Below are 13,590 nucleotides of genomic sequence, written 5' to 3'. Positions count from 1 at the left end.
GAGTTTCAGTTGTCGCTGCCTTTGTTGTCGACGCGGTAGCCGAAGCCGAACCCGACGCCCTGGAACAGCACTACGTCGGCCAGTTGCCTGGCCGTTTCGCCGGCTTTGGCCAGTCCGGTCTTGGGCACGTACAACATGTCCTCCGGCTGCAGGTAGGCGATCTGCGAGGCGTCGCCGCTCAAGGCCTTTTCCACGTCGTAGTGACGGGCTTCGACCTGGTTGCCGTTGCGGCGCATGATCATCACCGAGTCGAGCCGGGCCTTGACGTTCGTGCCACGGGCCAGGGTCAGGGCTTCGAGAACCGAGATCGGCCGGCGGATCGCATAGGCGCCGGGTTGGGCCACTTCACCGAGTACATAGATCTCGTTGCCGGCGGTGGACTTGAGCAGCACATCCACGGTCATGTGGCCGGGCAGTTGGGCGTAGCGCTCGTTGAGGAAGGTCTCCAGCTGGGTGACGGTCATGCCTTGCAACGGCACCGAGCCAATTTCCGGGAAGCTGGCGTAGCCATCCCGGCCCACGATGATTTCCCGACTCATGCCCGTGGCCGGGTGGGTCAGGGTGTTGCGCAGGTTCGCCTCGCCGGAGAGCGGGCTGGTCACCAGGACGGTCAATTGGTTGCGATTGGGTTGGAACAGCATCTTCTGGTCATAGGCACGCTGCACCGCCAGGCGCGCCTCGTCGGTGGTCAACCCGGCGACTTTCACCGAAGTGTTGGCGCCCGGCAGTTCGATGGTGCCGTCGGGCATCACTTGTTGCGTGCCATTGAGCTGGCTGGCGGCGGTGAAGTTCAGGGCAACCTGGTCGCCCGGTTGCACTCGATATGCCTGGGAGGAGGTCGTGCCGATGTGGAAGATCACATCCAGCACATCCTGGGGCCGCAAGGTCTGTTCGACCTTCGGCATGTCGGTGGCCTGGGCATTGGCCGGCGCAGCCGTGAGGATCTGCACCGGCATCGAGCGGGTATCACTGGTACTGGAGCAACCGGCAAGCGGCAGCAACAGCAGGACAAGCATTCTGGCGTTCATCTCGTCATCCTTTTGCAGGCTTACAGGTTGTTGTAGAGCCACTTGGGCATGTAGTACTTGCGGCGGTTGAACACGCTGCCCACCACCTTCGCGCCGGCCTGGGACAGGCGTTGGCGAGCGGCCTGGGCCACTTCCCAGCGGGTGTCTTCACCGCGCACCACCAGCACCACGCCGTCTACCTGGGTGCTGAGCACCAGCGTGTCGCTGGCCGAATACACTGCGTCGGCGTCGATCACCACAAAGCGGTACTGCGCCGCCAGTTGCCTGAACAGCGGGCGCAGTCGCTCGGGGCTCAGGTGCTCGGTATTGCGGCCCAGGCGCCCGTGGGGCAGCACGTCGAAGGGCAGGCTGGACGCCTGCACCACGCAGTCCTGCAACAAGGGCGGGGCGAGGCTGTTGAACAACAGGTCGGTGAAACCGCGCTCCTTGTGCAACGACAGTTGCTGGCTGAGGTTGCGCGGTGACTGGCTGGCATCCACCAGCAGCACGCGACCGTTGCTCATCTGCGCCAGTTGAGCGGCCAGCGCCATCGCGCTGGTGCTGGTGCCGGTACCGGTGTTGGCGGCCGTCAAGAGCAGGATCCGCAGGGAAGGGTCGAGCACGGTCGAGGTCAGGTTGGTCTCGCTCGGGCTTGCTATGGTCAGGATATTGGTTGAACCGTCCATTTAACTCGCTCCGTGGCCGCTGAAAACTTTGAAGGGGGTAATCATCAGGATCTTCAAATCCAGCCACAGGCTCTGTTCAGCGATATAGCTGAGGTCCAATTCCACGCGCTGGTCGAAGTCGATATTGCTGCGCCCGGAGATCTGCCAAAGGCCGGTCATGCCGGGGTAGATGCTCAGGCGCACAAGATGGTTGTCCTTGTAGCGATAGGCGTTGAACGAGGTCGGCCGCGGGCCCACCAGGCGCATGTCGCCGGTCACTACATTGATCAGGTTCGGCAGTTCATCGAGGCTGCTTCGTCGCAGGAACCGGCCGATGGGCGTGATGCGCGGATCGTTGTCGATCTTGAAGTCGATGGCATCGGCGCCGTGTTTGTTGAGGTGGCGCAGCGACTCTTTGAGAGCCTCTGCGTCGGCAACCATGGTGCGGAACTTGTACATGCCGAAGACCCGACCGCGATACCCGGTGCGCTTTTGCACGAACAGCACGGGACCGGGGCTGGAGAGCTTGACCAGCAGCGCCAGGCCCAGCAGCAGCGGGCAGAACAGCAGCAGGATCGCCAGTGCACCGAGGCAGGCCACTACGCGGTTGGTGCGCGAGACTGTCCAGGGCCGGCCGCCGTCGCGACCGGTCAACCAACCACGGCCCTGGCGGTGGATGGCCGCGTCCAGGCGCCTGCGGTGGTCGGGATCGACACGTTTGTCGCGTCCCGGGGCGTTGATCTCGATGACTTGCTCATGTCGGGTCATAGACTCCTCCGCTGAACTTCAGCCGCGAACGGCGTATGGGCGATGGGTACTGCGTAGTAATCGAGGAACCACTGGATGAAACGACCCAGGCCGTCGTCCAGTTCGATACACGGCTTGAAGCCGGTGGCCCGTGCCAGGTCGCTGGCATCGGCGCAGGTGTTGAGCACATCCCCCGCTTGCAGGGGCAGCAATTCGATGCGGGCGGTTCGGCCCAGGTGTTTTTCCAACAGCTCGACATAGGTGCGCAGCGCCACCGGGTGCTGCCCGCCGATGTTGTAGATCCGCCAGGGCGCGCGGCTGGTGGCCGGGTCCGGTTGTTCGTGATCCAACAGTGGCGTGACCTGGGGCGCACGTTCGATCAGGCGGGCGATGCTTTCGACGATGTCGTCGATGTAGGTGAAGTCGCGTTGGTGTTCGCCGTGGTTGAACAGCTGCAGCACGTGGTCTTCGGCGATGGCGCGGGCAAACTGGATCGGCGACATGTCCGGCCGGCCCCAAGGGCCGTACACCGTGAAGAAGCGCAGGCCGGTGCAGGGAATGCCGAACAGGTGGCTGTAGCTGTGGGCCATCAGTTCGTTGGCTTTTTTGCTGGCCGCGTACAGCGACAGCGGATGGTCGACGTTGTCCTGCACCGAATAAGGCGTGCGCGAGTTGGCGCCGTATACCGAGCTTGAGGAGGCGTAGATCAGATGCTTGACCGGATAGCGGCGGCAGTTTTCCAGGATGTTCAGGAACCCGGTGATGTTGCTGTCGACATAGGCCTGCGGGTTTTCCAGGGAGTAGCGCACGCCGGCCTGGGCCGCGAGGTGAATCACGACGTCCGGGCGCCGAGTCTGGAACAGTTCATCGATGGCCGGTGCGTCGGCCAGGTCGATTCGCGCCAAGGGGAATTCGCCAGCCTTCTCGTGCACCCAGGCCACGCGGTCGTGCTTGAGCTGCGGGTCGTAGTAGTCGTTGAAATTGTCCAGCCCGCACACCCGATGGCCGTCGCGCAGCAGTCGCAGCACGACGTGGGCGCCGATGAAGCCGGCTGCGCCGGTGACCAGGATGTTCACGCTTGCGGCCCTGATGCCGGGGTGCCCGGCACGGTGTGCCGCAGGCCGATACCGCGATACAGCAACCCGGCGGCGGCCAGGTGTTCGGGGTTGTACAGGTTGCGGCCATCGATGATCACCCGGGCGCGCAACTTGCTGGCCAGCAGGTCGAAGTCCACCACGCGAAAATTCTTCCACTCGGTGCAGATCACCAGGGCGTCGGCATCTTCCAGGGTGTCGTCGCGGGTGGCGCAGAGGTTCAGGTCCTTGCGATAGCCGTAGAGGCGCCGGCATTCGGACATGGCTTCCGGGTCGTAGGCCTGGACCCGGGCGCCTTCGCGCCACAGCGCTTCCATCAGGTAGCGGCTGGGGGCTTCACGCATGTCATCGGTGTTGGGCTTGAACGCCAGGCCCCAGATGGCAATCGACTTGCCGGCCAGGCCCTCCTGGAATTGTTTCGTCAGTTTCTCGAAGAGGATGTGCCGCTGGCTGTCGTTGACGTCGGTGACGCTGCGCAGCAGGCGCAGTGGCATGCCGCTTTGCTCGGCGGTGTGCAGCAGGGCCCGCAGGTCCTTGGGGAAGCACGAGCCGCCGAAACCGCAGCCGGGGTAGATGAAGTGATAACCGATGCGTGGGTCCGAGCCGATGCCTTTGCGCACCGCTTCGATGTCGGCGCCCAGCCGTTCGGTGAGGTTGGCCAGTTCGTTCATGAAGCTGATGCGGGTGGCGAGCATGGCGTTGGCAGCGTACTTGGTCAGTTCGGCGCTGCGGTTGTCCATGAACATCAGTTTTTCGTGGTTGCGGCAAAAGGGCGCGTAGAGCTCCGTCATCTGGTCGCGGGCCAGCGGGTCGGCGGTGCCGACGATGATCCGGTCCGGGCGCATGCAATCGGCCAGCGCACTGCCTTCCTTGAGAAACTCGGGGTTGGACACCACGCGCACGTTCAGCTGTTTCAGGCCTCGCCGCGCCAACGCCTGGCGAGCGCATTCGGCGACCTTGTCGGCGGTGCCCACCGGCACCGTGGACTTGATGACCAGGGTGCGGTCGCTGTCCATGAAGTCGGCGATCTGCCGGGTGACGGCCAGCACATGGCTCAGGTCGGCCGAGCCGTCTTCATCGGCGGGGGTGCCGACGGCGATGAAAATCAGCTCGCCATGATTGACCGCGTCGCTGGCCTGGGAGCTGAACGACAAGCGTCCGGCCTTGATGTTGTCTTCGAGCAAGCTGGACAGCCCCGGCTCGCTGATGGTGGGTACGGCTTGTTGCAGTTGCTGGATTTTTTTCGGGTCGATGTCGATGCACAAAACGCGGTGTCCGACGTCGGCCATTGCGGCCGCCTGGATCAATCCCACATACCCCGTACCAAATACGCTCACGTCCATTTTTGGCGCGCCTCGCAGACCGAATGATGTAACTCGGATGAAACTGTTTAGAGGGGTATAGCGCAGCTTCAGAAAAGCGTGTCAGCAAAATGACAGTTGTCAGTGTTGGCAATTCAAGTGAAATCGGGCCTTTTGATATCAAGTCCTTGACTGTCTTAGTAAAGTGGCTGTTTTATTGGGTCTTACGGGAATTTGACAAAGCGATAAACGGTAGTAATCCATAGTTTTTTACATTTTGTGACGGCATTTCGTGTCATTTTTGGGGTAACTTTTTTTTGACGCATGGTTCGGATGAAGCATTTCTTGCGCTTTGAAAATCGGCTGCTAACGTGCAGGAACGAAGCGCTTTCGACACTGCGATCCGGTCGAGGAAAACATGGCCCGTTACCTCAAGGAACTGCTGCTGGTTCTGTACCTGCTCAAGGGATACGACTATTACCTCGACCGTCTCGACGCGTTGGGCTTGGGCTTGGCGACCTTGCTGTTCGGCGCCATGTTTGTGCTGTTGGTGCTGGCGCTGTGGATGAGCGCCTACATACGCCAGACCTTGGTGAGGCATGTGTTTGCCTTGGTGATGTTTGTTTCAGCGGTGTTTTTCGAGGTGTACACCCGGGTCACGGACAGTTACCTGACCTATAGCCAGTTCGTTTCGCTGGTGTACTCGGGGGGATTTATCCAGGAGGCGGCCTATCAGTACCGCGAGGTGATTATCAGCGCGGTGATCAGTGGCTTGCTGCTGTTGTTCGGCATCGCGCTCAAGCCTCGACGGTCGGTGCGGTTGCCTGGTTACCTGCCCATGGCGGCGCCCGTGCTGGGCGTGTTGTTGCTCAGTGGCGTGTTGTTCGTGCGGGCGGGTGAGGGCGCACGCGGCCTGCCGGTGATGTACACGCCGTTGGCCTATTTGAATCTGTTTGCCTACGAGTCCTTGCACAACACCGTCGGCCCTCGGGAGCCGGTCACCCTGGTACGACGATCGTCTGTAATCGAACAGGATATCGTGCTGATCATCGATGAAAGCATCGGCGGCAATTACCTAGATATCAACACGCCGTTCGGCGTGCACACCGGCCTGAAGACGCCGCCCGAGGGCGTGGATGTCTTCAATTTCGGCTATGCGGCCTCCATCGCCAATTGCAGTGCCGACACCAACGTCACCCTGCGCTACGGCGGCACGCGCACCGACTACGTGCGCATCAACAGCACCCGACCGTCGATCTGGCAGTATGCCAAGAAGGCCGGTTTGCGTACCGTCTACATCGACGCCCAGCGCACCGGTGGCTCCCTGCAGAACCTGATGAGCGAGCTGGAAATACAGGACATCGACGAATTCGTCCAATTCGACCAGGCCAGCGTGCGCGACCGCGACATGGCGGCTGCGGCGAAGTTGATCGAGCTGTTGGGCGACAACCAGGCCGAACTGGTGGTGATCAACAAAGTGGGGGCGCATTTCCCGGTACACGACAAATACCCCGACGACTTCATGACCTACCGTCCGGCCTTGCCACGAGGGCAGTTCCAGGAAGTGGCGGACACCGGCAGCCGCGATGGCTTCAACGGCCAGAAAGATGACTGGTTGCTGTACCGCAACGCTTACCAGAACACCTTGCTGTGGAACGTCGGCGAGTTCTTCAAGCGAATCTTCCAGCAGGCCGATTTGAGCCATGCCGTGTTGATCTATACCTCCGACCACGGCCAGGATTTGCACGAGCGCGGCAACCCCGGGCTCAACACCCATTGCGGCGGTGACCCGGTGGCCGAAGAAGGCCTGGTGCCGTTGGTGGTGATCCAGGGCAGCCAATTGCACACCCTCGATTGGCGCGATGCCTGGGCCCGGAACAAGGACCGTTCGAGCCACTACAACATCTTCCCGACACTGTTGCAGTTGATGGGTTACGACCCGGCCGGGGTTGAATCGGCCTATGGGAAATCCCTGAGCCAACCGACCGATGATGATTTCACTTTCAACTATCGCTTTAATGCGCGGTTGGGGGCGAAACCGGCTTGGAAACACATCGACTTGGGCGACATCGTTACACCGCAGTCCGGCCAGGTTGAGATGGCGGAGGGGCATTGACTGGTGCTGAGCTCTTGTTGATTGAGTACATATCCATTGCTGCGGTAACGGCCACTTAGGGTTTCGCCCTTACGGCGACTCACTTTTTTTCAGACGCCAAAAAAAGTAAGCAAAAAAGGCTTGCCCCACCACTCGGCACCTCGCTTAGGCTCGGTGTGCCCTCACTCCGGCATTGCTCCGTGGGCCCGCCGCGAAGGGCCATCCATGGCCCAGCGCGGCTATCCCGGCATCCATGCCGGGATGCCCACTGCACAATGCCTGCGTTCGGCCAGCGTGGTTAACGGGGCGCCGAGATCAACGTCCAAAGCAAGAGCAAGAGCAAGAGCAAGAGCAATAGCGGGACACATGTCGGCATCTATGTGGCTGAGCCACCGCTATCGCGAGCAGGCTCGCTCCCACATTGGGTCTTCAGAAGCCACAAACTTTATGTACACCGCAGCCCCCTTGTGGGAGCGAGCCTGCTCGCGATAACGTCGGCACATCCACCATCACTGCAAACTGATCTACCGCCTTCGCGAGCAAGCCCGCTCCCACAGTAGAAACGCGGTCCCACCAAGAACCAGGTCGGCTATAAGGCCGCCTCGCGGTGGACGTTGATCTCGGATGCCCCGTTAACCACGCTGGCCGAACGCAGGCATTGTGCAGTGGGCATCCCGGCATGGATGCCGGGATAGCCGCGCTGGGCCATGGATGGCCCTTCGCGGCGGGCCCACGGAGCAATGCCGGAGTGAGGGCATGCCGAGCCTAGGCGAGGCACCAAGTGGTGGGGCAAAAGCGTTTTGCTTACTTTTGCGCTTTTCAAAAGTGAGCCGCTGTAAAAGCGGAACCATAAGCGGCCGTTACCGCAGCAACGGATATACACCCCAACCCGACGAGCAAATACCAAGGCTCACCAGCGGAGCTGTATTGGCCGATGGGGCCAGCCCCTCAACTCCGCTATCCTGACCCCACGTTCATCCATCGAGCCTTTTCATGCTTGAAGTCCGCGATGTTTTCAAAAGCTACCCCACGCCTCAGGGCCCATTGCCGGTACTGCAAGGCATCGACCTGACGCTGATGCCCGGTAGCAGCCTGGCGCTGATGGGGGAGTCGGGCAGTGGCAAGAGCACCTTGCTGCATCTGGTCGCCGGGCTGGACAAAGTCGATCGCGGCAGCATTCGCAGTGGCGAGTATCGGCTCGATGGCATGAGTGAAAGCCAGTTGGCAAATTGGCGACGCACGGAAATCGGCCTGGTGTTCCAGCAGTTCAACCTCATCAGCAGCTTGTCGGTGGAGGACAACCTGGCGTTCCAGGCGCGTCTGTGCGGCCGTTATGACGCAGCGTGGCAAGCCCATCTGGTACAGCGGCTCGGGCTTTCAGCGCTGCTGCGGCGTTATCCCGAGCAACTGTCCGGCGGCCAGCAACAGCGGGTGGCGCTGGGGCGAGCGTTGGCCTCGCGACCGCCCTTGTTGCTGGCCGATGAACCCACCGGCAGCCTCGACGAAGCCACCAGCGACGAAGTGCTACAACTGCTGCTGGAACTGCTGGAGGGTAGCCCCACCAGCCTGCTGATGGTGACCCACAGTCCACGGGTGGCGGCTCGCCTGGCCCAGCGCGTGGTGTTGCATGGCGGGCAGTTGGCGCAGGTGGCCCAGGGGTGATGATTTTTCGCCAGACCCTCAAGGCCCTGCTCAGCCATTGGCGCCAGCACCCGGTGCAATTCTTCAGCGTGCTGACTGGCCTGTGGTTGGCCACCAGCCTGCTCACCGGCGTACAAGCGCTGAACAGTCAGGCCCGGGACAGCTACGCCCGGGCCAGCCAACTGATCGGCGGCGAACCCCAGGCCAGCCTCGGTGCACCCGGTGGCGGCACCTTCCCCCAGCAATGGTTTGTCGAGCTGCGGCGCCAGGGCTGGCCGGTGTCGCCAGTGTTGCAGGCTCGGGTGCAGCTCAAGGACCACGAGGATCAGCGCCTGCAACTGATGGGCATCGATCCGGTGTCGCTGCCGCCCGGTGCGGCGCTGGCGGGGCAGGCGCGGGAGATGACCGAGGTAGTGGCGTTCTTTACCGACCCCGGCCGCACCTGGATCGCCCCGCAAACCTTGCAAGCCCTGGGGCTGACCGAGGGTGACCGCCCCCAGAGCGTCGATGGGCAATCCCTGCCACCGCTGCATGCCCAGGAGGACATGGCGCCGGGCGTGCTGTTGATGGACATCGGTTTTGCCCAACAGGTACTCGGGTTGCCGGAGCAACTGTCGCGACTGTTGTTGCCTGCCACGTTCAGCGCCGAATTACCGGAAGCGTTCAACGGTCGCCTGCAACTCAAGCACGCCGATGAAGAAAACAACCTGTCGCGCCTGACCGAAAGTTTTCACCTGAACCTCGATGCCTTGGGTTTTTTATCCTTCGTGGTGGGTCTGTTCATCGTCCACGCGGCCATCGGCCTGGCCCTGGAACAACGCCGCAGTCTGTTGCGGACCCTGCGCGCCTGTGGCGTCAGTGCGCGGGTGCTGGTCACCAGCCTGACCATCGAACTGGGCGCGTTGGCCTTGCTGGGCGGGATAGCCGGGGTGCTCAGCGGCTATTGGCTGGCGAGCCTGTTGTTGCCCGATGTCGCGGCGAGCCTGCGGGGTTTGTACGGCGCCGAAGTGGCCGGGCACTTGAACCTCAGCCCGTGGTGGTGGTTCAGCGGTGTCGGCCTGAGCCTGCTCGGTGCACTGCTGGCCGGCGCTGACAGCCTGCTGCGCGCGGCGCGCCTGCCCTTGCTGGTGCTGGCCAACCCCCAAGCCTGGCATCAGGCCCATGCGCGATGGCTGCGACGCCAGGGTTGGGTGGCGACGGTGGCGGCGTTGATTGCCGCATCGGCGTTGATCTGGGGCGATAGCCTGGCCAGCGGTTTTGTCCTGATGAGCGCCTTGTTGCTGGGCGCGGCGCTGGCCTTGCCGGTGCTGCTCAACAGCGCACTGAAGCGGTTGTTGCGCCACAGCCGCTCGGTGCTCGGGCAATGGTTTCTCGCCGATTGCCGCCAGCAATTGCCGACATTGAGCCTGGCGCTGATGGCCTTGTTGCTGGCGCTGGCGGCGAACATCGGTGCCGGTAGCATGACTGCCGGTTTCCGCCAGACGTTCAGCAATTGGCTCGAACAACGGTTGACCGCCGAGTTGTACATCAACCCGCAAACCCCGGCCCAGGCAAACGAACTGTACACCTGGCTCAAGCAGCAACCGGCGATCACTGCAGTCGTTCCCCTCTGGCAAGTGTCGGTCCCGTTGCAGGGCTGGCCGACGGACATCCATGGGATCATCGATCACCCCCACTATCGACAGCATTGGCCGCTGCTGGAATCGGCCGGCGACAAGCCGTGGGAGCAACTGGCCGCCGCCGACACCCTCATGCTCAGCGAACAACTGGCCCGGCGCCTCAAAGTGAGGATCGGCGATCAGTTGACCCTGCCGACCCCTCAGGGGCCATGGGCACTGCGCATCGTCGGCATCTACGCCGACTACGGCAATCCCAAGGGTCATGTGCTGGTCAACACCGACCACTTGCTGGCGCACTGGCCGAACCTGACGCCGAACCGTTTCAACCTGCGCATCGAGCCGTCCGCGATTCCGGCGCTACTGACAGCGTTGCAAGGCCGGTTCAGCCTGGATGACAGCCGCATCGTCGACCAGGCGCGGCTCAAGGGCTGGTCGACCCAGGTGTTCGAACGCACCTTCGCCGCTACCGCCGCCCTCAACAGCCTGACCCTGGCGGTGGCCGCAGTGGCGTTGTTCATCAGCCTGCTGACCCAGAGCCAGAGTCGTCTCGGCCAGTTGGCGCCGCTGTGGGCGCTGGGGGTGACGCGTCGGCAGTTGATGCTGCTCAACCTCGGCCAGACCTGGCTGCTGGCCTTGCTGACCTTGGTCCTGGCGTTGCCGCTGGGCATCGCCCTGGCCTGGTGCCTGGACACGGTGATCAACGTGCAGGCCTTCGGTTGGCGCCTGCCATTGCGGGTGTTCCCGTTGCAATTGGTGCAGTTGCTGGCCCTGGCGATGCTCGCCACGCTACTGGCATCGGCCTGGCCGCTGTACGCGTTGTACCGCACGCAGCCGGCGGATTTGCTAAGGACCTTTGCCCATGAAAATTAGAGTCGGCGTGTTGTTGCTGCTGGCGTTGCTCAGCGGTTGTGATGACTCAGCGCCAGCGCAAAAGGGCTTTGCCGGCCTCGGCGACCAGGCTGTCGCGTTCACGCCGGTTGTGCCTGGGCGGGTGTTCAGTTTCCCCGCCGACCATGGCCTTCATGAAGGTTTTCGCATCGAGTGGTGGTACGTCACCGCCAATCTCAAGGATGCCCAGGGGCATGAGTTCGGCGTGCAATGGACGCTGTTCCGCAGTGCCTTGAATGCCGCGCCCCAGGCCGGCGGCTGGCGCAACCAGACGATCTGGCTCGGCCACGCGGCGGTCACGTCCGCCACCGTGCACCATGCCGCCGAGCGTTATGCACGAGGCGGGGTGGGGCAGGCCGGGGTGCAGGCGCTGCCCTTCAATGCCTGGATCGACGACTGGCAATTCAGTACCCAGGCTTCAGCGGCCGAGCCGTTGGCGGACATGCAATTGAAGGCGCGCGACCCACGCTTCAGCTATGCATTGCGGCTGACGTCGAGCCGGCCGCTGGTGTTGCAGGGCGAGCAAGGTTTCAGCCAGAAATCCGAACAGGGGCAAGCGTCGTACTACTACAGTCAGCCGTTCTTCCAGGCCAGCGGTGAGTTGGAAATCGATGGCCAGCGTTACACGGTCAGCGGCCCGGCCTGGCTCGACCGTGAATGGAGCAGCCAGCCCCTGACCGCAAACCAGACCGGCTGGGACTGGTTTTCCCTGCACCTGGACAACGGCGAGCACCTGATGCTCTACCGCATGCGCCACAAGGACGGTGCGCCGTACCTCACCGGCACCTGGATCGACGCCCAAGGCCACGCGAAAACCCTGCACGCCGGGGAAATCAGCCTTGTGCCCCAGGACACCGCCAAGGTCGCCGGCCGCTCGATGCCGGTAGTCTGGACGATCAAGATCCCCAGCAAGCAACTCGACATCACCCTCCACGCGCTCAATCCCAATGCCTGGATGAACCTGCGCATTCCCTATTGGGAAGGACCGGTGCGACTGCGTGGTAGCCAGGGCGGCACCGGTTACCTGGAAATGACCGGCTACTGAGAATCGCCGGAACTCCCCGCGAACGTCGACCCTCATAGTTTATGAATGTCCCGCAGGAGCCCGTCATGAGCGATGACCTCAAACTTGCGTCGCTGGCCGATTGGCAGCGATTGTTCGACGACAAGGCCTACTGGCAGCAGTCCCCCGATGCCCACTTCACCGAGCTGATGCGGGTGGCCAATGACCTGTTCGGTCAGGGCGCCATCGACCTGGCGCAGTGGCAGGCCTTGAAGACCAGGGCCGAGCAACTGCACCAGCGCTCCCCGGATGCCAACGTCGCTGAAGAAGTCGCCGACCCTGACGCCTGACCTCAGGCCTGAAAGATTCAAGGAGTTCGCCATGCAGCACCGCCCCGATCAAACCCGGCAAAACCCCGACGCACCGGCATTGCCTGGTGAAGTGGAACGCGATAACGATGCCTTGCGGCCCAATGACCCGGCCAAGCGCAAACAACAGCGCGGCGACCCTGAGGCAGGGGATACCGATGCGCAGAAAACCGGTCGGCGTGGCTGAGGTTCACCACGCTGACTGGTATTAAAAAGAGTTTTTAAATGACTGTTTAACTTTGTTGTGCGGATAACTTTTGTACTTGTCCATGTTTTTGCATAACTGCTGTATAGCCGTCCCCATGAGTGACGTCCACACACCGAACCTGTGACGAGGATGTTTGCACCCGCTGCGCTTGAGCGGGATAGATGTAACGATGAATAATTATTTAAACAGTCTCACGGACATATTTTAAAAGTTCGATTATTATTGTTCCCGTTCGCCCAGTGTCAGGCTCTTTACCAGTGCATGGATTGCCGAGGCCATCGCACTGGGCGAACACCACCCCGAATCAAAAACTATCGATTATTTTCAACTGCACATCGACCCACAGAGTTGGCCGATGCCTGAGCGGCTGCCGTCGATTCAACCGACGGCGGGCGAACGCCAGTCATCGGAGCCCGTGGTATTGCTGATTTCGTGGGTCCAGGTGATCTTGCGATAGGTGAAGTGTACGTCTTCCAAATGGGTGAAATGCGTGTTCGCCGGGTCTTGGCAGTTGAGCATGTAGTCCTTGATCTCGACGATGATCGCGTCCTCCAGTGTGGTGGTGTAGTAGTGCTCTTGAGTGCCGGCCGCCGAAGTGCGGTACCACTTGATTTCAACTTTGGTCAGGACTTCGCCGCAGCACAGGACTTGCTGCAGCAGCGGTGAGGCTCTGTCAAAGACTTTGGTGATGACCAAAGGTTGGTGTATGCGTTGACCGGTTGGCTGACCGGACTGGGGGTCTCGTGGAATGGTCACCTGATGCTGGAAACCTTGCACCATGATTTCGTCTTTATGACCTTCCTGATAAATGTTACCCACCGAGTCGGCGGTAAACGCCTTCTCGGTCAGCAATATTTGATTGTTGTCTGTAATGGTCATGTACGCGGGGGTAGCCAATGGATGCTCTCCTTCCTGGATAACGATGGGGCCTGGGACGGGAGTCGCCCCGAGGTG

12 protein-coding genes are annotated in these 13,590 nt (G+C 61.8%); 6 read left to right on the top strand and 6 right to left on the bottom strand.

What is annotated here, in order from left to right:
* Window positions 1-5 precede the first annotated feature (5 nt).
* From HU749_RS19875 to HU749_RS19855, 5 genes are read right to left on the bottom strand one after another with little or no spacing between them, the layout of a single operon-like run.
* Entirely contained in the window at window positions 6-1,028 is a 1,023-nt protein-coding gene (locus tag HU749_RS19875; protein WP_046063509.1) for a polysaccharide biosynthesis/export family protein, read from the bottom strand.
* Between the two features lie 20 nt (window positions 1,029-1,048).
* Window positions 1,049-1,693: a CpsD/CapB family tyrosine-protein kinase gene (locus HU749_RS19870; RefSeq protein WP_095963363.1), complete on the bottom strand. Its 645-nt coding sequence runs from the start codon at window positions 1,691-1,693 to the stop codon at window positions 1,049-1,051.
* Window positions 1,694-2,440: a sugar transferase gene (locus HU749_RS19865; RefSeq protein WP_046063510.1), complete on the bottom strand. Its 747-nt coding sequence runs from the start codon at window positions 2,438-2,440 to the stop codon at window positions 1,694-1,696. It lies immediately after the preceding gene.
* Window positions 2,437-3,495, bottom strand: a complete 1,059-nt coding sequence (locus HU749_RS19860) for an NAD-dependent epimerase (RefSeq protein ID WP_186651524.1) — start codon at window positions 3,493-3,495, stop codon at window positions 2,437-2,439. Before HU749_RS19860 ends, HU749_RS19865 begins: the two co-directional genes overlap by 4 nt.
* A complete protein-coding gene (locus tag HU749_RS19855; RefSeq protein WP_186651522.1) occupies window positions 3,492-4,856 on the bottom strand; it encodes a UDP-glucose dehydrogenase family protein in 1,365 nt (454 codons plus the stop codon). The genes HU749_RS19860 and HU749_RS19855 overlap by 4 nt, the downstream gene beginning before the upstream one ends.
* A gap of 376 nt (window positions 4,857-5,232) precedes the next feature.
* On the opposite strand from HU749_RS19855, the gene HU749_RS19850 reads away from it, so the two are divergent.
* The 6 genes from HU749_RS19850 (at window position 5,233) to HU749_RS19825 (ending at window position 12,615) form a co-directional block, all read left to right on the top strand.
* Window positions 5,233-6,930 carry a sulfatase-like hydrolase/transferase gene (locus tag HU749_RS19850; RefSeq protein ID WP_186651520.1) on the top strand — a complete coding sequence of 566 codons (1,698 nt, stop codon included), beginning with the start codon at window positions 5,233-5,235 and terminating at the stop codon, window positions 6,928-6,930.
* A 972-nt stretch (window positions 6,931-7,902) separates the two neighbouring features.
* Window positions 7,903-8,571, top strand: coding sequence for an ABC transporter ATP-binding protein (locus HU749_RS19845; RefSeq protein WP_046064579.1), 669 nt, complete (start codon window positions 7,903-7,905; stop codon window positions 8,569-8,571).
* Window positions 8,571-11,039: an FtsX-like permease family protein gene (locus HU749_RS19840; protein WP_095962793.1), complete on the top strand. Its 2,469-nt coding sequence runs from the start codon at window positions 8,571-8,573 to the stop codon at window positions 11,037-11,039. The genes HU749_RS19845 and HU749_RS19840 overlap by 1 nt, the downstream gene beginning before the upstream one ends.
* Window positions 11,029-12,102 carry a lipocalin-like domain-containing protein gene (locus HU749_RS19835; RefSeq protein WP_095962794.1) on the top strand — a complete coding sequence of 358 codons (1,074 nt, stop codon included), beginning with the start codon at window positions 11,029-11,031 and terminating at the stop codon, window positions 12,100-12,102. Before HU749_RS19840 ends, HU749_RS19835 begins: the two co-directional genes overlap by 11 nt.
* A 65-nt stretch (window positions 12,103-12,167) precedes the next feature.
* Window positions 12,168-12,410, top strand: coding sequence for a hypothetical protein (locus HU749_RS19830; RefSeq protein ID WP_046064582.1), 243 nt, complete (start codon window positions 12,168-12,170; stop codon window positions 12,408-12,410).
* Between the two features lie 31 nt (window positions 12,411-12,441).
* Window positions 12,442-12,615: a hypothetical protein gene (locus tag HU749_RS19825; protein ID WP_172436074.1), complete on the top strand. Its 174-nt coding sequence runs from the start codon at window positions 12,442-12,444 to the stop codon at window positions 12,613-12,615.
* Window positions 12,616-13,014: 399 nt separating this feature from the next.
* On the opposite strand, the gene HU749_RS19820 is transcribed toward HU749_RS19825, so the two are convergent.
* Window positions 13,015-13,533: an Hcp family type VI secretion system effector gene (locus HU749_RS19820; RefSeq protein ID WP_046064583.1), complete on the bottom strand. Its 519-nt coding sequence runs from the start codon at window positions 13,531-13,533 to the stop codon at window positions 13,015-13,017.
* Between the last annotated feature and the right edge of the window lie 57 nt (window positions 13,534-13,590).

The sequence above is a fragment of the Pseudomonas ogarae genome (assembly GCF_014268695.2).
Lineage (GTDB): Bacteria > Pseudomonadota > Gammaproteobacteria > Pseudomonadales > Pseudomonadaceae > Aquipseudomonas > Aquipseudomonas kilonensis.
The sequence above is the reverse complement of the archived record's forward strand: the minus strand, read 5'-3'. Positions and strand labels throughout refer to the sequence as shown.

Coding starts and splice junctions, on each gene's coding strand:
- HU749_RS19875 (WP_046063509.1), bottom strand. CDS start 1,028: ATGAACGCCAGAATGCTTGTCCTGCTGTTGCTGCCGCTTGCCGGTTGC.
- HU749_RS19870 (WP_095963363.1), bottom strand. CDS start 1,693: ATGGACGGTTCAACCAATATCCTGACCATAGCAAGCCCGAGCGAGACC.
- HU749_RS19865 (WP_046063510.1), bottom strand. CDS start 2,440: ATGACCCGACATGAGCAAGTCATCGAGATCAACGCCCCGGGACGCGAC.
- HU749_RS19855 (WP_186651522.1), bottom strand. CDS start 4,856: ATGGACGTGAGCGTATTTGGTACGGGGTATGTGGGATTGATCCAGGCG.
- HU749_RS19850 (WP_186651520.1), top strand. CDS start 5,233: ATGGCCCGTTACCTCAAGGAACTGCTGCTGGTTCTGTACCTGCTCAAG.
- HU749_RS19845 (WP_046064579.1), top strand. CDS start 7,903: ATGCTTGAAGTCCGCGATGTTTTCAAAAGCTACCCCACGCCTCAGGGC.
- HU749_RS19840 (WP_095962793.1), top strand. CDS start 8,571: ATGATTTTTCGCCAGACCCTCAAGGCCCTGCTCAGCCATTGGCGCCAG.
- HU749_RS19835 (WP_095962794.1), top strand. CDS start 11,029: ATGAAAATTAGAGTCGGCGTGTTGTTGCTGCTGGCGTTGCTCAGCGGT.
- HU749_RS19830 (WP_046064582.1), top strand. CDS start 12,168: ATGAGCGATGACCTCAAACTTGCGTCGCTGGCCGATTGGCAGCGATTG.
- HU749_RS19825 (WP_172436074.1), top strand. CDS start 12,442: ATGCAGCACCGCCCCGATCAAACCCGGCAAAACCCCGACGCACCGGCA.